The following is a 22,383-nucleotide window of genomic DNA, read 5'->3' on the forward strand; positions in this document are numbered from 1 at the left end:
AATCCTTTAAATAATCGAAATAGTTGAATAACCACCAGGCTTTTTAGCGACGTGTACTTGTGTGGCAACTCGCTCAGTCATTTGTGTTACATGAGAAATAACTCCCACCTTGCGACCTTGTGCTTGTAATGAATCGAGTGCATCCATGGCAATACTAAGAGTCTCACTGTCTAACGTACCAAAGCCTTCATCAATAAACAAAGAGTTAATGCTAACTTTGTTTGATGACAGCGATGCAAGGCCAAGCGCTAATGCCAAGGAAACTAAAAATGACTCCCCGCCTGATAAAGTATTTACCGAACGTTTTTCATCAGCCATATCTTTATCAACAATAGCGATATCTAAAGTTTGATCAATTGCAGTGAGCTCATAGCGCTTGTTCAAAGTGCGTAAGTGGCTATTTGCATAATGAAGCAGTATTTTTAGTGTTTGTGTTTGCGCTAAATTACGCATGGTTTTACCTGTTGCATCACCGAGTACTTTGTTTAGTAAATGCCACTGCTGTGCCTGCGCTTGTAATGTGATCAATTCAGCTTGTTTGTTCTGCAGTAGATGACTATTTTGATTGTGTTGCTCAAGCGCCGTATTGGTTTCAAGTTGTGACTTGTGTAGCGCTGTTAATTGCTCGTTTATACTATTTAATTGCTCAACAAGCTCGCTATGATCATGCTTTGGTTTATCGTTATTTTGATGCTGCGCATGTGCATTTTGCTGCTGCTTTAATGCGGCGTTGGCATCAACTAAAGCGTGGGTTAATTGCGCGTGTTGTGTTAATTGCGCTTTAATATCCTCACCGTTTAGAGTTAGTAAAATTTCGACCTGTGCATGGCTAGCATCAACGTACAGGGTTTTAAATTCAGCAAACCATTCATTATAACGATCACTAAGTGAAACTTGATCTTGAGTATTTTCAAGTAGGCGTTGTTCATCGTTCTTAAGGCTTATAGCGTGTTCGTCGCGCTTTTTAATTGCGTTATCGTGGGCTTTTTGACTCTCATTAAGCTGTGTTTGGCATTGTTCTTGTTGAGCTGTTAGTTTTGCCAGATAGTCGTCTGCACTAATGTGTTCCCCATTAAATAGCGCTAAACGTTCGCTTTGCGTTGTGCTTTGCAGTTGCTGAGCTGTGCTTGAGTCGTCATTGAGTGTTTTTAGTATTAGCTCAGCATCGGTTATAAGTGGGGTTAGTTGTTGTATTTGTTGATCCGCAGCATCACGGCGTTTTTGACTTTGCTCTAGCTGTTCTTGGGCGTGCTGAAATTGCTCTACTTGCTGATTTAAGTCAGTTAAATTTAATGTGTTATTTTGCAATTGCTGCCAAAACTCGGCCTTTTCAAACTGCGAATTAAGCGCTGTGCTCAGCTCATTAATTTGTGTATTTAGTTCGTCCAACTTGTTGCTAAGTTGGTTTTGTTGGTTGGTTAAATCAACATGCTTAGTGTGTAAAACTTGTTGAGTTTGTTGCTCTGTTTTTAATGTACTTTGCAGCTGATTTACTTTCTCTTGTAAGCTGCGCTGTGTTTTTTGAGTTTCAAAATAGTGTGCTTTTTGCTCACTAAGTTGTGTGTATGTGGTATTAAGTTGCTCAGGGGTAAGCTCATTCAACTCACTGCGGGCCGCTTGCATGGTGTTTTTAATTTCAAGTTGCTTGTTTTGTGCAGTGTGTATCGCTTGACTATGCTGAGTATGCTCGGCAACTAAGACGGCATGCTGGGTTTGATGTTGGTGAAGCTCAGTTAAAGCATGATCATAGTGTTGCTTAACGTTGTTAAAGTTGTTTTCAAAATCAGTTATTAAATTATCAAATTGCTGGTTTTGGTTACTGGCAAATGGATGTTCGGTTGCACCACAGACTACACATGGCTCATTGGGTGCTAGTTGCGTGCGTAAATGCTCAACATTTTCGCTGGCACGTAGGCGCGCTTGATTCAGTGCGTATTCACTGTGTTTAAGCGCTTGCTCGCATTGAATTAGTTTTTGTTTAAGCGATGTTTGTGTTTGTTGGCTTTGGGCAAGCTTTGCTGTAGTCGAACTTTGTTGCTGCGTACTTTGCTTAAGCTCAAGGTTAAATTGTTTATAACGTTCACGCTGCTCTTTTAAATAATCAATCGCTTTAAGTTGGGCGTCGTAATGCTCAATATTAAATTCATTTTGTTGCGTATTTAATTGATTTAGTTTTTGTTGCTCGTGTATAAGCGCTTGCTCATTAAACGTAACTTTTTCATTATGTTTGGCGAGTAACTCGGTTTGCTCTATTTGCTCGTTTTTTAACTTTTGGCTTTGCTCTGTTGTTATACTTAATTGCTGCTTAGCACTTAAAAACTGATTAAAACTGTGTTTATAGTAATTCCAATCACTGGCTAATTGCTTGAGTTGGTTGTGCTGCTCTAGCCATTGCTGGTGTTTTTCTGTGAGTTTTACAGCCTCATTATGATCTGTGTGGTTTTTTTTATGTTGCTGTTGTAAGTGAGTTAGTTGTTTTTGTTCTTTTTCAGTTTGCTGAGTGATGGTTGTAATTGCTTGTGCTTGTATCGCAATGTTGTTGTCGAGCTCGCGTGCTTTAGCTATAACTGGTTCAGCACTTTGCTTTTGTTGTTTCGCCGTTTTTAGCGTATCGCTGTGTGTTTCTAATGTACTAGCAAGATCCGTGATTAATGCTGCGTGGTCAATTTTTTTTAAATCACTGATTTTAGCTGTTAGCTCTGTATTTTGAACTGTTAAATCTTTAAAACGACGGCGATTATCTTTAATTTCAAGTGTACTTTGTGCCTGTTTTGCTTGCTCACTTTTTTGAGCAATAAGTTCAAGCGCGTTGTTTGCTTGTTGTTGGTTTTGTAATGCAGCCTGTTGGGCTTTATCTAATGTATTGGCTTGTTTATGCCAATTAATCCCTTGTTCGGTGTTGGCTAAGTCTTGTTTCGCTAATTCAATTTGTTTTTTCAAATCAGCAAGAACGGTTGTTTTTGTTGCCAATTCTTCATCTGTTAATAGTGTATAACTAGCTACGCTTGCTTTTAGCATTTCTAATTTACTGAGTTGCTCTTTATGACGCTCATAAATACGTTTACCAATTAAACTAAATTTATCGGTACCCGTTAGGCACTCTAAGAGCTGTGCGCGTTCATCTGCGCTGGCTTTTAAAAAAGCGGCAAACTCATGTTGTGCCAATAATACCGCACGCGAAAACTGCTCAAAACTTAAACCTATAATGCGCTCAATTTCTTTACTGGTAGCGCTTTTACTACTGACAAGTAAAGACTCATCTGGCAGGCTAAATAGCGTGTGTTCTGCGCTTTTTAAATTACCGTTTGCTTTGCCTCTTGCTCTGGCTATTTCATATCGAGCACGGTAACGTTGTTTATCTTGGCCTATAAAGTCAACTTCTGCAAAGCCCTGCCCTGCTCCACGGCGCAATAAATTACGGGCGTCATTGAGTCTAATATTGTCACCTTGAAACTCGACTTTATTACCATGGTCGCCACCTAAACGTGCGGTTTTAGCATATAAAGATAAACAAATAGCATCTAAAATTGTACTTTTACCTGCGCCGGTATCCCCTGTGATTGCGAATAAGCCCGCGTCTTTCAAAGGCGCGCTTTCAAAGTCTATTTGTGCATCGACGATTGATGCTAAATTATTAATTCGTACCGCGAGGATTTTCATTGTTGTTCTTGCTCCTCAAGCTCAGCAATTACATTAGTTAGTAGACTTTTAAGTTCGTTTGATACTTCTTCACCCGCTAAATCTTTATTTGCTGCAAAGGCTTGCTCTAATAGTGTGTGCGGGTTGAGCATTTCTACTTGCGTTAAGTCTTCAAATACCGGTGTGTTGTGCTCTTTATTTGTTTGACGAACACGCTCTATGCCACAAAAGTGTATATCTTTATTCTCTAGAGCATTCTCAATTTGCTCTCTAAAGGTGGTATCGGTGTCACCTGCGCTGAGTTTCACTCGTAAATAGGGGGCATGAGCATGATTACTTAAGTCCAGCTCGGTTATTTGCTCACATAATTGCGCAAGGGGCACGCAATCACCTTCGGGCAGTAAAATAACGTCATTTGTACGTGGAATGTAAAGGGGGTTTACAGTGGTTTCGATAGTCCCTTTTTCGCTGGTTTTAAATTCAATAAGACAGACTTGATGTTGATAGTGACGCTCTGAGAACGACATAGGCATTGGTGTGCCACTGTAACGAATAAAATCTGATTTAGCCACTTTCTGTGCTTTATGTAGATGCCCAAGTGCGACGTAGTCTGCATTGGTACTAAATACCTGTGCAGTGACTGCGTCTTCACCGCCAATGACTAAATTGCGTTCTGAGTCGCTGGAGATATCCCCGCCTTTGGCATGTAAGTGCCCCATCACGATTAAAGGTGTGATAGCGGGTTTATCTTGTAATGCGCATTCAGTGCTAAGCTGATAGGCCTTAGCAATGCCCTGAGCGTAATCGTGGCCGTTTTCATTGTTGCTGAGGAGGCTAACATCACTTGCGCGTAAAAAGGGCATAGCAACGATATGGGTGTTGATAAAATCAGTGTTCAAACGAATGACCACCTCATCTGGGTTATTCACATCAAAGCGCCCTACTACATGGGTATCAAATTGGGCAAGTAACGGCTGTGCGGTCATAATTCTGTTTGCTGAGTCATGATTTCCAGCAATAATAACAATATGTAAATTAGGGCAGCGTTTTTTTACGTCTTTTACAAATTGATAAAGCTGATTCTCAGCACTCGCTGCAGGCGTTGCTGTGTGATAAATATCACCTGAAACGAGTAATAAATCGACGTTTTCGTTAGCGAGCGTATCAATCAGCCAATTAAAAAATTGTTGATGTTCTTGGCTACGGCTGTGTTCATAGAAATGCTGGCCTAAATGCCAATCTGAGGTATGTAAAACTTTCATGTCACGCTCTTAAAAACGGTTAAGAGCGTCAATATACCCAAGCTATATTAAGATGCAAGGGTGAAAAGCTTAATCTTTAATTACTTAGACTGTACCAAGCAAAAAGAACAAGAGGTAAAGCAAATAAAGCCATAATTAATGGCACCTTGAGTGCTTTAGTTTGTTTTGACTGCAACACTTTTAATGCATTTGTTTCGTTGCAGGCCGCTACTTTATCAATATAAAAATACCCAGAGTCTAAGTATTGTTTACAGCTTTGTTCGTCGGCTGGTATTGCAATTAGTTCTTGTTGTTTTTTTAGGATATAAAAATCCATATGACCACCGCATTTTCTGCATTATTTCGAAACACTTTTGAAGGAAAAAGCTGTGCTCTTTTACCCCTCAAATCAAAAAAGTGGGCGATTTTAAATACAAATGACTATAAAGATCAACTAAAAACTTCACTATTTTGTAATTAACGTATAAATAGCCGAAATTAGGCTTAAAAGCACTAAAATACTGCATAAAACAAGCCACATTGTATCTACTTTCTTATATTTAGGTATACGATTTAATGCATCATTTTCATCGTATTAATCGGCAATATCGATGAATTTAAAGCCTGTTTTTTGTATTTATTCAGTTGAGCGTTTTGCGCTGGAATTGTTGCAATACGATCATTTGTTACGATGTAAAATCTCATACTTTCCCTTTTACAAAAACGTGTTCAAGTTGCTCTGATTTCAAGTTTGCTTCTGTACTAACAGTAAAACATTTGCATGAATCTATGACTGTAAACCCCCTTTACGATACCAATATTATTGTAAAAGTAAGAGATTTAGGAATACATTATTTTTTACCCTATAAATGCGTGGGTTTATCGCTAATAGATTGAATAGTGTATGCAATTTTGACACAGTAACATTACACAAAATTAACAGGAACAATTATGAAAAAAGCAGTGATGACCTTGGGTGCACTCTTAGTACCTCTGGCACTTTCAAGTACTGTAATGGCGTCGTCAGTTGAGCAAACTAAGGGTTCGTTTGTTGATAAGTTTCGCCAACTTGATGAGGCATTGCCTACGCCAAATGTATATCGCAATGCAGCCGGTGCTCCTGCTGAAAATTATTGGCAACAAGAAGTTAACTACGATATTGATGTAAAGTTAGATGAAAAAAAGCGCCGTTTAACGGCTAGCCAAACGATTGAATATAAAAATAACTCACCACACACTTTAAAGTATTTATGGTTACAACTGGATCAAAATATTTTTAAAAGCGATTCAATTGCAGAGCGCACATCAACTTTTAATACAAATAAATTACAAGGTCGCCCAGATCAAAAACCAGCAAAGTTGAGCTTAGGCCAATTGCGTCGTCAACAATTTATGGGTGATAACGAATTAGGTTTTACCGTTGCTGATGTAAAAGACGATAACGGTAAAGCACTAAAAGTAACGGTTGTTGATACCCTTATGCGTATTGACTTAAATGAGCCACTTAAGCCGGGTAAAGATGTTGAATTTAGTATGAACTTTGCTTTCAACATTGTGGAAGAAGATGCCGTAGGTGCACGCTCTGGTTACGAGCACTTTGAAAAAGATGGCAATGATATATTTTTACTTGCGCAGTGGTTTCCGCGTTTAGCTGCTTACACTGATTATGAAGCATGGACTAATAAAGCTTTCTTAGGCAGTGGTGAGTTTACCTTAGAGTTTGGGGATTATGATGTTGAGATCACTGTTCCTGCTGATCACATCGTCTCGGCAACGGGTAAGCTTGATAACGCCAGCAGTGTGTTAACCCGCACTCAACGTAACCGTTTAAAAGAAGCTGAAAAAGCAAAACGGCCAGTTTTTATCGTCACTGAAGAAGAAGCACTAGAGAACGAAAAAGAAGGCTCAGACAAAACCAAAACATGGCACTTTAAAGCTGAAAACGTGCGTGATTTTGCATGGGCTTCTTCGCGTAAATTTATGTGGGATGCCAAAGGTTACCAACAAGGAGGCAAAGAGCAGCCATTAGTAATGGCGATGTCATTCTTCCCTAAAGAAGGGGGCGATTTATGGAAAAAATATTCAACAGAATCAGTGATCCATACGATGGATGTGTACTCCCGTTATTCATTTGATTATCCATATCCTGTAGCGCAGTCAGTCAATGGCCCTGTTGGCGGTATGGAATACCCAATGATCACGTTTAATGGCCCGCGTACAAAGTTACAAGATGATGGTACGCGTACTTATTCTCAAGCCGAAAAGCGCTTTTTAATCGGCGTGGTTATCCATGAAGTGGGTCATATTTATTTCCCAATGATTGTTAACTCAGATGAGCGTCAATGGACGTGGATGGATGAAGGGTTAAACAGCTTTTTAGATGGTGTTGCAGGTCGTGAGTGGGATCCAACAATTCCATGGGGTGTTGAACCGCGTGATATCGTCGCGTATATGAAATCTGAAAACCAAGTTCCTGTAATGACTCAGTCAGATAGTGTATTACGTTTAGGCCCTAACGCTTATACTAAACCTGCTGCTGCACTGAACATTCTGCGCGAAGTGATTTTAGGTCGCGAGTTATTTGATTTTGCCTTTAAAGAATATGCCCAGCGCTGGAAGTATAAGCGCCCTACCCCAGCTGATTTTTTCCGGACTATGGAAGAAGCGTCAGGTGTTGATTTAGATTGGTTTTGGCGTGGTTGGTTCTTTACGACTGATCATGTTGATATTTCGTTAGATAAAGTATATCAGCTGCGTTTAGACACGAAGAACCCAGATATCGATTTTAATCGCTTGCGTGATATTGAAGCGGCTAAGCCTACACCACTATTTATTGAACGAAATAAAGCGGAAGGTAAAAAGTTGTGGGTTGATGAAAACACAGATGTGACCGATTTTTATGATGAAAACGATCGTTTTACAGTGACCAACAAAGAGCGTAACTCGTACAACAAATTTTTAAAAGGCTTGAAGCCGTGGGAACGCAAAGTTCTAGATCGCGCTGTTGCAGAAGATAAAAACTATTATGTACTTGAATTTTCAAACTTAGGTGGCTTAGTTATGCCGATCTTACTTGAGTTAACGTATGAAGATGGTAGCAAAGAAGAACGTGCAATCCCGGCGGAAATTTGGCGTCGTAATCACAAGCACGTACAAAAGCTTATTATTACCGATAAAAACAAGCCTTTGGTATCTGTAACGGTTGACCCTCGCTGGGAAACTGCGGACGTTGATGTTGAGAACAACAATTACCCTCGTCGCATTATTCCATCACGAATCGAAGTGTATAAGCGTGATAAAAGTAAAGCCAAAGTTAGCCGCGATATCATGCAGGATATTAAAACTGAGCTAAAAAAAGATGAGCCGAAAGACGCTAATGAGGAGCAACAATAATGCGATTCTTGCTTGTTGCCTTATGTTTTTTAATTGCAGCGCCCAGTTTTGCACATCAATTAAAAGCGTCTGTAACAACTGTTTTATTCAATAAACGCACTAATAATATTGAATTAATGCATCGTTTTTATTTACATGATACCGAACATGCAGTAGAGCATTTATTTGCGGGCAATGCAGACATTATTAGTAACAAAAAAGATCAACAACGCTTTGCTGAATATATTGAATCGCATGTTGCTTTGAAAACCTTAGCAGGCGTTCCTTTGAAGTTACGTAAAGTAGGTGCACAAATTGATGGTAAATTCTTTTGGGTTTATCAAGAAGCACCTATTCCGCAAGGGATTGAAGGAATACGCATGAGCCATGGGGCTTTGAGAGAGTTATGGCCTGCACAAGTAAATATGGTAAATGTTGAAGGTAAAGGTAAGGTCAAGACCTTGCATTTTACCCAAGACGACACGTGGCTAGAAGCGCGCTTTGAGCCACTTCCAAAGAAAGAGAAAGATTCTGACTAATTAATTAGTGATTGTTCCCCCAACCAACGCGCACATTTCTTCTGTGCGCGTTTTTTATCCTAAATTATTTAGATTTGTTCCTTTTCATATTTGAGCACGTACACTATCTTAAAGTAAGTTACTAAGATGCGAACACAACGCTGAACATCAGATACAAGGAAATGTATGAACACATATCATCATCATTCTGTTGAAGGGGTTATTTTTGATTTAGATGGGACTTTAGTGTCATCTGATCTTGATTTTACATTAATTAGAGCTCAAATAGGCTGCCCTGAGGAGGTTGACTTACTCAGTTATATAGCCACTTTACCGTCACCATATATGCGCGAAGAAGCAATGAACATTGTTCACCAGCATGAGCTTATGGATGCCCAGCATGCCTATTTACTACCCGGTGTTGCGAAAGCTATAACACAGCTTAAAGAGCTTGCTATACCAATGGCAATTGTGACACGCAATTATGACCGCGCTGTGGCGATTAAATTAAAAAATAATCCGCTGCCAATACAAACGGTACTTACGCGAAGTGATGCCCCACCGAAACCCGATCCGAGTGCGTTAAATGCAATTGCCACGCTGTGGAGTATAGACCAGAAAAATCTCTTGTATGTTGGAGACTATCTTTATGATATTCAAGCTGCACATAATGCAAATATGAGAGCGTGCTTATACACACCTGATGAAATGCCTTTGTATGCCAATCAAGCAGATTACATTCTTCGTCACTTTAGTGAACTGCCTAAGTTAATAAATCAGTTGAGTGAAGATCAGCAAGAGTTACTTGTTTCACATTCCAGCGTTCAATGATTTCATTATTATGTTAAATAGAGTGTTGTTTAATGTTTTTAAATATTAGACCATGAGAAATTAAACATTATAATTGTTATTTGACACTCATTTAACTACTAGCCCAACACAGCGTGAATTGTTAAAATGTTTTCAATATATCGAGTTTACAATAGAGGCGTAAGATGGGCAGAGCATTTGAAGTCCGCAAAAGTTCAATGGCTAAAACAGCCAATGCTAAAACCAAAGTTAATTCTAAATACGGTAAAGAAATTTACGTTGCTGCAAAAAACGGTGAGCCTGACCCAGAAGTAAACCAATCGCTTAAGCGTTTAATTGAGCGTGCGAAGCGTGACCAAGTTCCTGCACATGTAATCGAAAAAGCAATTGAAAAAGCAGCGGGCGGAGCTGGGGAAGATTATTCAACAGCCCGTTATGAAGGTTATGGCCCTGGTAACTGCATGGTAATTGTTGACTGCTTAACAGATAACCCTAATCGTACCATTAAAGATGTGCGCTTACCGTTTACTAAAACAGATTCAAAAATAGGCACTCCAGGCTGTGTTGCCCATATGTTTGACCACTTTGCTGTATTAGGTTTTAGTGGTGATGATGATGAGGTCGTACTTGAAGCGCTGATGATGGCTGATGTTGATGTAACCGATGTAGAAGTGGAAGACGGTAAAGTATCTGTTTTTGCCCCGCATACAGAATATTTTAAGGCAAAAACAGCTCTTGAGGAAGCATTTGAAGGCATTAATTTCGAAGTTGACGAAATTACGTTTGTACCACAAGTACACATAGATATTACAGATGTAGATGACATTGCTAATTTTGATAAGTTTATTACCATGCTTGAAGATTGCGACGACGTACAAAACATTTATCACAACGCTACGGTTGTTAGTTAAAGGTAGCAGCGAGTTTATCTCGCGACAATGAGATTCGCGGTGGCAATATACTCTCTTAAAAGTAATATCCACCGCGCTCCTGTAGTCATTTATACACGACAAGTCTATTTTACCAGCGAGGGCAGGGTGCACTGCGCGCTACACCGAGAAAGCTTAAGTAAAAAAGTCATTAATTTCCTCTCAGTGAACTGTGTATTCTCAGTGGTGGACAAATCACTTAAAGAATTTTATAAACCTGTACCTATGGGAACTGAAACACCGCGCTCAAGGTATTTCATATCATACTGCCAGTACGAGCTTACTCATTGAAGTATCGCGATGATTTATAAAGCGCCGTACTTTTAATACGCTTTTTGTTGGTTGGTAATCATTGCTGAATGTTAGCCATTCATTGTAGTTATGATTGTAGTTATGATTGTAGTTATGAATAAGCAAAAAAAAGCCAACCCGAAGGTTGGCTATATGACACAAATATACCCAAGCCACCTCAAGATGCAGAATTCAGCGTTTTACAGGGGCTTAATATCAAGGCGTTACTTTGCAACAATGGCAGTCCCTTTTAAGAAGTAACAACGATGAGAGTAAGTGCCTGTGAAACGCCCAACGGGTTGGTTTTAAAGCGATTTATACTGCGTTATTGATTTTCACAATAGAACCACTATTACTTGCAATCAATGCCTTGCCTAAATCGCTTTAAATTCCAACTGAAACTCGCATCTTGAGGTGGTTTGGGTATAAACTCGAAGGGGAGTTATTTTTGCATTGCTTTATATTTTATACGAAAGGAATGTAACAATGGTTCAGTATAGCCACTGGGTTGTTTAACGCCTTCTAATATAAGGGCTAGAGCTGCTTGATAGGCAATACTGCTTGCTAGGCTTTGGGTTGAATCCGCCATATTGATATAAGCCGGATCACCTTCATTTTGCCCATCAACGACTTTTGCCATTTTTGCCATCGTATTCTCAATTTGTGCTTGCGTACATACCCCATGCTGTAGCCAGTTAGCCATATGCTGACTCGAAATACGTAATGTAGCACGGTCTTCCATTAAGCCTATGTGGTTAATATCAGGTACTTTAGAGCAACCGACACCTTGGTCAATCCAACGTACTACGTAGCCTAATATTCCTTGCGCGTTGTTATCGAGTTCAGCTTGAATATCTTCTTTGCTTAGCGTGTTTGCATCTACCATCAAAGGAGGAGTTAGTAATTGGCTTAAGCTTGCCTGTTGGCGTTGCGAAATCGATTTTTGACAGGTAAATACATCCACATCATGATAATGCATAGCATGTAAGGTGGCTGCCGTAGGGGAGGGCACCCATGCTGTATTGGCACCTGATTGTGGATGAGCAATTTTTTGCTCCATCATCAGTGCCATTTTATCAGGCATTGGCCACATCCCTTTACCTATTTGAGCGCGGCCACTTAATCCTGTTTGTAAGCCAATATCGACATTTCTGTCTTCATAAGCGCTGATCCAAGGTTGTTGCTTAATGGCTGCTTTTGGTAGGACGACGCCTGCTTGCATTGAAGTATGGATTTCATCACCTGTGCGATCTAAAAATCCGGTATTGATAAATACCACGCGTTGTTTTGCCGCTTCTATACAGGCTTTTAAGTTGACTGAGGTACGGCGTTCTTCATCCATTATACCCATCTTAATAGTGTTTGTTGGTAGTTGTAGAACCTGTTCGATTCGGCTAAATAAAGTATTAGTAAATGCAACTTCTTCAGGGCCATGCATTTTTGGCTTGACGATATTAATACTTGCTGCGGTGGAGTTTTTTACAGGGCTATTCCCGTTTAAGTCATGCAGTGCGGCGGTTACCGTGATCATTGCATCCATTATACCTTCAAATACATCATTGCCTTGGCTATCTTGTATTGCTGGGTTTGTCATCAAATGGCCCACATTACGCACAAACATCATGCTACGGCCTTTTAGGCTCAGAGGTTTGCCATTTACACCATTATAATGACGATCTGTGGCAAGGGTACGTTCAATGATTTTTCCCTCTTTTGTAAATGATTCAATCAATGTGCCTTTCATTAAGCCGAGCCAGTTTTGATAAACTTGCACTTTATCTTCACCATCTACTGCGGCAACTGAGTCTTCACAATCCATAATAGTGGTGAGTGCCGCCTCTAGTACAACGTCTTTTAAACCCGCCTTATCAGCTTGACCAATAGTGTGTTGATGATCTATTTGCAGTTCAATGTGTAAACCATGGTTTATTAGTAAAATGGCGCTAGGGTTTTGTGCTTCACCTTGAAAGCCTGTGAGTTGTTCTGGCTGTTTTAGGCCTGTTTGAGAGCTATCTCGTAAGGTGATAATGAGTTGACCGTTTACTACTGAATAGTTAGTGCTTTCAATATGAGAGCCATTCTCAAGCGGTAAGGCTTTGTCTAAAAATTGTCTCGCGTAGGCCATTACTTTAAAGCCGCGCACCGAATTATAGGTATTGCCTTTCTCTGCGCCATCTTCTTCACTTAGTACATCTGTGCCATAGAGCGCATCGTATAACGAGCCCCAACGCGCGTTTGCTGCATTAAGTGCAAAGCGTGCGTTGCTTACTGGCACAACGAGCTGAGGGCCTGCGGTAAGGGCTATCTCAGGCTCGGCATTTTCAGTCTCAATACAAAAATCATTAGGTTCAGGAACTAAATAGCCAATGTCAGTCAAAAATTGTTGATATTGCGCAGCATCCCAGTGTTTATTGGTTAAATGATAGCAATCAATTTGATGTTGTAAGTCTTCACGCTTAACTAATAATGCACGATTGATAGGGCTAAGGTCATTAATAATGTCAGTAAACCCTTGCCAAAAAAGTTGTTCACTAATACCTGTACCAGGTAATAGTTGATTATTAATAAAGTCGGCTAATTGGTTATTTACAGTTAACCCAAACTGATTGTGAGAGGAGGTTGTCATAATTGCTATCCTTTAAACGGTCGCGATGCATAAATTTCTTATGTGCTAACCATAACGTAAAAACATTGCCATGGATGCTTTTTGGCCATTCATAAAATGTATAGCCAGCATAACAACTATAAATTTACTAAATTTTATAAATCGGCCTAATGTTGATGTAAGCGCTACGGAGCATGAGCTCTTGGGCCTCTCTCACATATATAAACTTTAGTTTTAACCCGTTCAAAGGATTTTTATTATGACTACTTATCAACGTGAAACAGATACATTAGCAACACTTTGCCAAGCACAAGGTAAAACGTGGCAAGCAATTAACCCTGAATACGCAAGTCGTATGCGTTTACAAAATCGCTTTCGTACAGGGTTAGAAATTGCACAATTCACTGCCGACATTATGCGTGAAGACATGGCCGCTTATGATGCTGATACTAGCCAATACACACAATCACTAGGTTGCTGGCACGGTTTTACTGCCCAACAAATGATGATGGCAATTAAGCGTCACCAAAAAACCACTAAGCGCAGTTATGTATACTTAAGTGGTTGGATGGTTGCAGCTCTTCGCTCTGAGTTTGGTCCACTGCCTGATCAAAGTATGCATGAAAAAACCTCTGTACCGGCCCTAATCGAAGAGATTTATACGTTCTTAAAGCAAGCTGATGCCCGCGAACTTGACCATTTATTTAAAGATCTTGATAACGCCAAAGCAACAGGCGGCGATGTACAAACGGTACTTGATAAAATCGATAATTTTGAAAGCCACGTAGTGCCAATTATTGCTGATATTGATGCTGGTTTTGGTAATGAAGAAGCGACCTACTTACTCGCTAAAAAAATGATTGAAGCAGGCGCTTGTGCGATTCAAATCGAAAACCAAGTATCAGATGCTAAACAATGTGGCCATCAAGCAGGTAAAGTAACCGTGCCGCACGAAGACTTTTTAGCAAAAATTAACGCCGTTCGTTATGCGTTTTTAGAACTAGGAATTGATAACGGCATTATCGTAGCGCGCACAGACTCATTGGGTGCAAGCCTTACCCAAAAAGTACCGGTATCACAAACCCCAGGTGATTTGGCGAGTCAATACAATGCCTTTTTAGAAACAACGCCAATTAATGGTGTAGAAGACTTAAAAGAAGGTGATACCGCCATGAAACTGAACGGTCAGTTGTGCAAGCCAACTCGTCTTGATAATGGTTTATTCCAGTTCCGTGAAGGCACAGAAAAAGACCGTGTGGTATTAGACTGTATCACTAGCCTGCAATCAGGCGCTGATTTACTGTGGATTGAAACTGAAAAACCGCATGTAAAACAGATTGCTGAACTTGTTAACCGTGTTAAGGAGCAAGTGCCAGATGCTAAATTAGTTTATAACAATTCACCATCATTCAACTGGACACTTAAGTTCCGTGAGCAAGTGTACCAAGAATGGCAGGAAGCAGGTCGTGACCTATCAGCGTACCCAAATATTGATGATAATAAAGCACTGATGGCGCCAGAGATGGATGCCACTGAACTTGCAGTCGCTGCTGATGTGTTAGTACAGAACTTCCAACGTGATGGCGCACGTGAAGCAGGTATTTTCCATCACCTAATCACATTGCCAACATACCATACAGCGGCACTAAGCACTGATATTCTATCTGAAGGTTATTTTGGTGATTTAGGTATGCTGGCTTATGTACGTGATGTTCAACGCCAAGAAATTCGCCGTGAACAAGCGTCCGTTAAACATCAGGACTTAGCGGGCTCTAACATGGGTGATACACATAAAGAATACTTTTCAGGTGAGAATGCGCTTAAAGCCGGTGGCGAAGCAAACACTATGAATCAATTCTAATAGGTTTAATAACCAATAAAAATCCAATCCAACAATGTTGCAAAGGGCCTTAGGCCCTTTTTTAATGCGCTTTATACACCGATCAGTATTTTACTAAGTACAGATCAGTATTTAACCAAGCACAGATCAGTATTTAACTAGCTGCTATTTTTATAATGATTATGGATCAGATTTTTATCAGCTGAGTGCTGATGGCATATTTAAGAGGAAAATATGGCTGTTTTTTAGTATCACAGGTACAAAATGCGATGTTTAGCTGCGCTTTTGAGCATAAAAATAAAAATATAAACCGATTTTTTACTAACTCTAACTGATTACAAACCACTTTTTTACCAACTTAAACGCCATAAACAGTGACTCAAACCGATTTTTTACCAACTCAACGACCAAAAAATGTCATAAACCGAAATTTTACTAACTCACTTTACACACAAAGTCCGATATTTGTATAAACTTGATGATATGTAAATGAGCACTCACTTTTTGTAAAGGGGGTTTACAAAAAGTAATGAGTGCGAGTTAGTAAAAGATAAATTGTAATTACTAAATGATGGCGCTAGGTTTTCCCTAAAACCTAGGGCGCGTTGACCTTTGTGGATTGAAATTTGTTCAACCTAGGGGCGATTTAATCGCGGCGCGAGGTTTGTAACCTAGCGGGCTAAGTAAAAACCGAGCAACAAAGAGTCAATCGCCCCTAGGAAGAACCCTTTGGGCAGCGCATGTTTGGCATTTATACTGCGTTATCGCCTATTTATGGGGAACAACCACACTACATAGGCTCTGCCTTGCCTAAATACCAAACATACTGCTGCAAAATCAATCACGAAAGGTCAACACGCCCTAGTCTTTAGAAGCTTTTTATTTACTGTGCTTATCAAACCACCATTGAATATAGGCCACTTTAGCCATCAAGTTTGATGGGCGTTTTGTAATTCCATGTGAGGCATCAGGAATGCGCACCATTGCGGTATCAACGCCTTGCAGCTTAAGTGCCTGATAGAATTGCTCTGTCTCTGAAATCGGTGTGCGGTAGTCAGCTTCACCCGTTAGTAGCATCGTTGGAGTTTTAACATTACCAACATAAGTGATGGGCGAACGCTTCATGTAATGTTCAATATGATCCCATGGTTTACCTGGGAACCAGTAATCGGCAAAAAACGGGTAGAAGTCAGCAGTGAGTACAAAACTGATCCAGTTGATCACCGGCTTTGCAACTACAGCCGCAGCAAAGCGGTCAGTATGGCCAACAATCCATGCAGTTAATACACCGCCACCTGAACCACCAGTTACAAACAGTTTAGATTCATCAATAAAACCTTTAGCAATTAGTGCATCAACTCCCGTCATTAAGTCATCAAAATCGTTACTTGGGTAATTGTGATGGATGGTTTGTGCAAACTCTTTTCCGTATGAATCACTACCACGTGGGTTCATGTATAAAACGACACTCCCTTTGGCAGCAAAAAGCTGAACTTCAGCACTAAAGTGAGGGCCATAGTTAGCTACGGGTCCGCCGTGAATTTCTAGAATAAGCGGGTATTTTTTACTGCTATCAAAACCCGGAGGATAGGCAATCCAACCTTGAATAGGTAAACTATCGTGGTTTGATTTAAGCCAAATTTCTTCTACCTTTGCCAGCTTTTTATTGCCAAGGGCATCGTCATTTAGCTTTGTTAAACGTTGAGTTTTCCCTCGTTTAATTATTGCGACATCAGACGGGCGCTGTGTATCGGCAAGAGTAATTGCCACTTCGCCATCATCACTAATATCAAAATCGCCGCCAGAATATGGACGACCAAATGACACACTACCAATATTTTCAGTCACTATTTTACGCTTACCGTTTCGTGGTTGATAAGCGAGCACGGTTTGTCCCTCACTGGCGTAACTAAAGTACACACCTTTTGAGTTATCTGCCCATTTAATTTCCCCAACACTTCTGTCAAAATCTGCCGTTAGACTGCTGGTATCACCTGATTTTAAATCACGAATATACAGCTGAGTATTTTCATAATTAGTGCGTTTATCATCATACCCAGTATAGGCAAGGTAACGGCCATTAGGCGAAACGAGAGGTTGGTTATCAGGGCCGACTCTGTCGGTTATTTGGGTTATTTCTAGGTTGGTTAAGTTGAGCTTATAAACTTCTGAGTTAGTTGGTTTGAGTTTATATTCATTGTGACGATTTGCTGAAAAATATAGACTTTTACCATCATCTGCAAAGCTTATCGAGCCACCATGATTGAAGTCGCCAGAGGTTAACTGCTGTGCATTACCGCCATTGGCATCAATAGTAAAAAAGTGATTAAAGCCCGGTTTAGTGTAGCCACCGCCATCGGCACGATAATAAACATTGTCGATAAACATCGCAGGTTTTGCCCAATCAGCTCCCTCAGGTTTTCCTGGAAGATTTACAGGAGATGATACTTTACTTGATACAAACTGGCTGAATACAAGTTTTTTACCATCTGGCGCCCAATGTAAACTGCCAGGGCTTTTGGTTAAATTACTTATTTTTGCAACAGCGCCTGTTTTTAACCATTTCACATAAATCTGACTGCTACCATCACGCGTTGAAATAAATGCTAACCTCGCTTCATCAGGAGATAACACCGGCGAATAATCCATATGCACGCCAGAAGTAAGCGGTTGCAGTTGTTTTGAATTACTATCGACAGACCAAATATTACTGACTTTACGATCTGACTTTATATCCATACGATTACGCACAAAATACACGGTTTTAGCGTCGTGCGTCATTTCAAGTTGATTGGCGTATTCAAGATCGAATACGTTTTCAAGTTGCAGGTTTTGCAAATTTTCACTTGCAACACCTGCACAGCTAATAGTCGCTAAAAGTGTAAGGTGGATAATATACTTCATTTCTATTCCTTGTTATTAAACAGTATTGCATTAGTTATAAAATAACAGTGATTAAAAATACACCTAGTTGCGATGAATGCACATTACACAATGTATTAATGTCTGAGTTCTACCTGACATGAATGAATCACTTCTTTAATCATAAAATTGACAAGGGTGGGGGAGATTTTATAAACATTGGCTATCTCTTTCTGTTTAAAACGGCCATTACGGTAAAAGCTAATAATGTTTTGATGCCTAGTTGATAGCTTTTTCATCGTATTGCTGATGGATTCAGATAGTTGTTTGTGTGAATAATGTTCTTCGATATCAGAATAGGCGTCATGGAGTTCATCCAGTGGGATCCCCTCAATATCGATTAACGCATCTCTTTTTTTCTTTCTAAGCATATCAATCGCAATATTTCGTGCCACTTGATAAGTAAAACTAGTGGCATTTTTTACGTCGTTATTTTGTTGTTTACTCATAGCTGCTAAGCGTAAATAAGTATCTTGTAATGCGTCTTCAGCTAGGTAAGGGCAATGTAAAATAGAGTTTAAAAACGCCTGTAATTTGGGTTTATTTTGAGAAATAACTTCTGACCACTTAACTGCAAATACTGACACTACCAACTTCCTTTTTGTACTTTAAATACATCCGCAACTGCGAATGCTAATGGTTATCAGTTGGCATTATTGTTTGGACTGGTATCAAATGTCAATATAAAGTTTAAAAATGTAAATGAAGTTTTATCGTTATTTTATTATTTATTCATTCGTCATTTATAAATTACCAATAAATGAGAAAAACATGAGTTTAAAACGATTCCACATTGTATTTATTACTATCGCAGGTTTGCAATTACTGTCTGGTTGTCAGCAAAAAAATGACAAAACGTTATCTGAAGATGCATCGACTTTTGAAAAAGTAACTATTAAACGTAGTCAATACGGTATCGCGCATATCAAAGCGGATAGTCTTTATGGATTGGGGTATGGTAATGCTTATGCACAAGCGCACGATCATGCATGTATTCTGGCCGATGGTTACCTACGTATACAGGGGCAACGCGCTAAATATTTGGGGGCGGATAAAAAATCAGGTGACAACTATTATGTGCAATCTGATTTTGGTCATCGGATTTTAGATGTAATTGGCAGAACTGAGCGCGCATATGCAGGCTTATCTGAACAAACTCAAGCACTCGCAACGGGCTTTGCTGATGGGTATAACGCGTATTTATCGGCAGTAGAGCGAAGTGATGAATCCTTAGCGAAGGAATGTGCCGGACAAGAATGGGTAAAGCCAATTACGGCGATTGATGTAATTGCTAATATTTTAATGTTAGGAGTACAAAGTAGTGCAGGGCGTTTAATGCCTGCAATGCTTCATGCAGATCCTGGTACAGAGCAAGAATGGTTACCAAAACGAGTCGAAAAAGAGTTTACTCATTGGCCGTTAGCTATCTCACACTCATATTTGGAACAACCAATCCAAACCCAAGGGTCAAATGCATGGGCGTTGGGCAGAGAAAAAACTGAAAGTGGTAAGGGCGTTTTACTAGCAAATCCGCATTTTCCATTCGGTGGTAATTTTAGGTTTTGGGCACATCAAGCTGAAGTTACCGGCAAAATGAATGTAATGGGGGCATCAGTTGTAGGCTTTCCCGGTGTTGTAAATATTGGTTTTAATAATGAACTAGCATGGACACATACTTTTTCTGCGGCTAAACATGCCGTTATCTATCGTCTTTCGCTCGATCCTGATAATTCATTACGTTATCAAATTGATGGGCAATGGCATGATATTGAACAACAAGAAATCGAACTTGAAGTAAAAACAGCAGCTGGCCCTATTCATTTAGTGAAAACTGTTTATCACACTGACGTCGGTATTGTGATTGAAGATGCGCAGCGCTTTCCTTGGGATCATGAGTTTGTCTATGTCGTTAAAGAAGCAAATTTAGATAGCTTTGATGCTATTGACCACTGGCTTGCGCTAAATCAGGCTGGTTCAATGACTGAATTGAAAGCTACCTTTAAAGACTTTAACGGTATGCTTTTTAACAATACTCTTGCAGTGGATAAATTAGGTAGCACGTTTTATATCGACGATTCTAATGTCCCTGAACTCTCCGCTTCAGCACTGCAACTATTAAATGAACACCCTGTTATTTCACAGGTTTTCAAAGAGACAGGTATGGCAGTATTACCAGGAAATAACAGTGAATATATTTATTCAAAAGAAGTCAGTTTTGAAAATGCACCGCAACTTGAACGTACTGATTATGTGCAAAATGCAAATGATTCATATTGGTTAACGAATGCTCAGTCACCTTTGCACGCGCATTCTCCTCTTTATGGAAAAATTAATAGCCAACAGTCGCTGCGAACACGACAAAGTTTAGCAATGCTACAGCACGCAGCGGGCACTGATGGCCTATTTAATAGCTCAGAAGTAGAAACGGCATTGCTCAATAACGAAACGTATTTTGAACGTTTTATGCCTGATATTTTGAAATTGTGTGCCGACTATTCGGGTCAAACATTAAACATTAAAGATGGCCTTAATATGAGTGTTGATCCTGCTTGTGCAGCTATCACATTATGGGATGGTACATTTAATTTAACCTCTAAATCGGCCCACCTTATTTTAGAATTTGCAGAGCAGCTAGATTTTAAAGCTGATTTTGCTATTCCTTTTGACCCTTTACAACCGCAAACGACACCTCGTGGGTTACCTCAACAAGAAACCATTTTACGCAAGTTATTAATTGCAGCAAAAAATGTTGAAATTGCAGGATTTTCTTTAACCGCAGAGCTAGGGCAAGTGCAATTTTTACAAAAAGCAGAGCAACGGATCCCGTGGCCGGGTGCGGCTCATCGAGTTGGGGGCTTTAATGTGTTTTCAACATCTAACAATATGGATTCAACTAGTTTTTCACCTAATATTGAACCACCAATTATAGATATCGTATCAGGGCGGCCAACCTACTCAGGCCTAAGTCAGCGTGGTTTTGATATTAATTTTGGGTCTAGCTGGATGATGGTTGTTGAGTTTACTGAAGGCGGTCCTCAAGCGCGTGGGTTATTAAGCTTTTCACAATCTGCAAGTGATAATTCAGACCACTTCGCTGATCAAAGTCAGTATTACAGCAAGAATTTGCGCTTACTCGATTTACCTTTTACGGCTGATGAATTGGCAGAAAAAGTAGTGAGTGAACAGTATTTGATTATTGAAAAAGACTAAAAATTTTTCATTGTTGTACGTCACACAATCAACAACTAAAAATGAATAGAGGTCAGCGCATGAGTTTTGATAATGAAGATGGTGTCTTTAAAGTATTAATTAACCATGAAGAACAGTATTCCTTATGGCCTGCATATAAAACGGTACCAGGAGGATGGAGTGATGTGGGCATTGAGGGAAATAAAACCCTTTGTTTAGATTATATAAATCAGCATTGGACGGATATGCGGCCTTTGAGTTTACGTCAAGCAATGGCAGAGCAAGCAGCTCAAAGTCATGATGAAGCCTGAGATTACTTTATATTGCCTGCCTTGTGCAGGCAGTTCTGTAGCAATGTATCAACGATGGGGCTCTTCACTTGCAGCAAATATCAATGTGGTAGGCATTGAATTATCAGGTCGAGGTTCACGCTTTAGTGAACCGTTGAGAACTACATTTTCGGATATGGTTGACGATATTATCCTGAAACTGCCAGTTGAGTTTCCTGCACGTTTTGCATTATTTGGTCATAGTATGGGGGGGTTACTAGCTTATGGCGTTTGTTTAAAACTAGTTCAACAAAACCGACCATTGCCTGAACATTTGTTTGTTTCAGCATGCGCAGCGCCAACTCATCGCAATAATCAGCGATTTACTAATTTAGATACACATGAATCAATTATTGAAGATTTAAAATGCCTTGGTGGAACGCCCAAGGAGGTATTTGAACACCCAGATCTATTGGATATGGTCGTGGCTATTTTTGCTGCTGATATTGCTGTATGTCTGAGTTTTAAATATCAACCACACCCACTTTTAAAAGTGCCTGTTTCTGTGCTTGCTGGTGATCAAGATAGTATGACCGAACAACATTATTTGGCTTGGCAAGATATTACAAATTCAGTGATTGATTACCGAATTTTTTGCGGAGGGCATTTCTATTTACAACCACAGCAAGACGCTTTATTAGCCTACATTACCAATAAACTAACCCATTCAACTGCTATTGCCTGTTCACTTTAATGGA

15 protein-coding genes are annotated in these 22,383 nt (G+C 39.8%); 8 read left to right on the forward strand and 7 right to left on the reverse strand.

Annotated elements, in window-relative coordinates:
* Window positions 1-6 precede the first annotated feature (6 nt).
* The 4 genes from HH219_RS13605 to HH219_RS22315 all read right to left on the reverse strand — a co-directional run bounded on the left by HH219_RS13605 (window position 7) and on the right by HH219_RS22315 (window position 5,585).
* Window positions 7-3,660, reverse strand: coding sequence for an AAA family ATPase (locus HH219_RS13605; RefSeq protein WP_169327778.1), 3,654 nt, complete (start codon window positions 3,658-3,660; stop codon window positions 7-9).
* On the reverse strand, window positions 3,657-4,901 hold the full coding sequence (locus tag HH219_RS13610) for an exonuclease SbcCD subunit D C-terminal domain-containing protein (protein WP_169327779.1): 1,245 nt from the start codon (window positions 4,899-4,901) through the stop codon (window positions 3,657-3,659). The genes HH219_RS13605 and HH219_RS13610 overlap by 4 nt, the downstream gene beginning before the upstream one ends.
* 76 nt (window positions 4,902-4,977) lie before the next feature.
* Window positions 4,978-5,217, reverse strand: a complete 240-nt coding sequence (locus tag HH219_RS13615) for a hypothetical protein (protein WP_054203949.1) — start codon at window positions 5,215-5,217, stop codon at window positions 4,978-4,980.
* Window positions 5,218-5,453: 236 nt separating this feature from the next.
* On the reverse strand, window positions 5,454-5,585 hold the full coding sequence (locus HH219_RS22315) for a hypothetical protein (protein WP_282960308.1): 132 nt from the start codon (window positions 5,583-5,585) through the stop codon (window positions 5,454-5,456).
* A 246-nt stretch (window positions 5,586-5,831) separates the two neighbouring features.
* Between HH219_RS22315 and HH219_RS13620 the strand changes: the two genes are divergently transcribed.
* The 4 genes from HH219_RS13620 to HH219_RS13635 all read left to right on the forward strand — a co-directional run bounded on the left by HH219_RS13620 (window position 5,832) and on the right by HH219_RS13635 (window position 10,491).
* Window positions 5,832-8,273 (forward strand): M1 family metallopeptidase, encoded by a 2,442-nt coding sequence (locus HH219_RS13620; protein WP_054452533.1) that lies wholly within the window; start codon window positions 5,832-5,834, stop codon window positions 8,271-8,273.
* Window positions 8,273-8,791 (forward strand): DUF6702 family protein, encoded by a 519-nt coding sequence (locus HH219_RS13625; RefSeq protein WP_054203951.1) that lies wholly within the window; start codon window positions 8,273-8,275, stop codon window positions 8,789-8,791. The genes HH219_RS13620 and HH219_RS13625 overlap by 1 nt, the downstream gene beginning before the upstream one ends.
* Window positions 8,792-8,956: 165 nt before the next feature.
* Window positions 8,957-9,601, forward strand: a complete 645-nt coding sequence (locus HH219_RS13630; protein WP_169327780.1) for an HAD family hydrolase — start codon at window positions 8,957-8,959, stop codon at window positions 9,599-9,601.
* 164 nt (window positions 9,602-9,765) lie between these two features.
* Window positions 9,766-10,491, forward strand: coding sequence for a YebC/PmpR family DNA-binding transcriptional regulator (locus HH219_RS13635; protein WP_054203953.1), 726 nt, complete (start codon window positions 9,766-9,768; stop codon window positions 10,489-10,491).
* Between the two features lie 751 nt (window positions 10,492-11,242).
* Here the strand turns inward: HH219_RS13635 and HH219_RS13640 are convergent.
* Window positions 11,243-13,429 (reverse strand): malate synthase G, encoded by a 2,187-nt coding sequence (locus tag HH219_RS13640; protein ID WP_169327793.1) that lies wholly within the window; start codon window positions 13,427-13,429, stop codon window positions 11,243-11,245.
* 235 nt (window positions 13,430-13,664) lie between these two features.
* On the opposite strand from HH219_RS13640, the gene HH219_RS13645 reads away from it, so the two are divergent.
* Window positions 13,665-15,266, forward strand: a complete 1,602-nt coding sequence (locus HH219_RS13645) for an isocitrate lyase (RefSeq protein WP_169327781.1) — start codon at window positions 13,665-13,667, stop codon at window positions 15,264-15,266.
* 858 nt (window positions 15,267-16,124) lie between these two features.
* Here HH219_RS13645 and HH219_RS13650 read toward each other — a convergent pair.
* Window positions 16,125-18,149, reverse strand: a complete 2,025-nt coding sequence (locus HH219_RS13650; RefSeq protein ID WP_169327782.1) for a S9 family peptidase — start codon at window positions 18,147-18,149, stop codon at window positions 16,125-16,127.
* Window positions 18,150-18,244: 95 nt separating this feature from the next.
* Window positions 18,245-18,754 (reverse strand): sigma-70 family RNA polymerase sigma factor, encoded by a 510-nt coding sequence (locus HH219_RS13655; protein ID WP_169327783.1) that lies wholly within the window; start codon window positions 18,752-18,754, stop codon window positions 18,245-18,247.
* Window positions 18,755-18,938: 184 nt separating this feature from the next.
* Between HH219_RS13655 and HH219_RS13660 the strand changes: the two genes are divergently transcribed.
* The 3 genes from HH219_RS13660 to HH219_RS13670 are packed head-to-tail and all read left to right on the forward strand — an operon-like array spanning window position 18,939 to window position 22,379.
* Entirely contained in the window at window positions 18,939-21,377 is a 2,439-nt protein-coding gene (locus HH219_RS13660; protein ID WP_169327784.1) for a penicillin acylase family protein, read from the forward strand.
* Between the two features lie 59 nt (window positions 21,378-21,436).
* The gene (locus HH219_RS13665) at window positions 21,437-21,667 is read left to right on the forward strand and encodes an MbtH family protein (RefSeq protein WP_169327794.1); all 231 of its coding nucleotides are present in this window, start codon (window positions 21,437-21,439) and stop codon (window positions 21,665-21,667) included.
* Window positions 21,654-22,379 (forward strand): alpha/beta fold hydrolase, encoded by a 726-nt coding sequence (locus tag HH219_RS13670; protein WP_169327785.1) that lies wholly within the window; start codon window positions 21,654-21,656, stop codon window positions 22,377-22,379. Before HH219_RS13665 ends, HH219_RS13670 begins: the two co-directional genes overlap by 14 nt.
* Window positions 22,380-22,383 lie beyond the last annotated feature (4 nt).

Source organism: Pseudoalteromonas sp. NEC-BIFX-2020_015, assembly GCF_012952265.1.
GTDB lineage: Bacteria > Pseudomonadota > Gammaproteobacteria > Enterobacterales > Alteromonadaceae > Pseudoalteromonas > Pseudoalteromonas neustonica.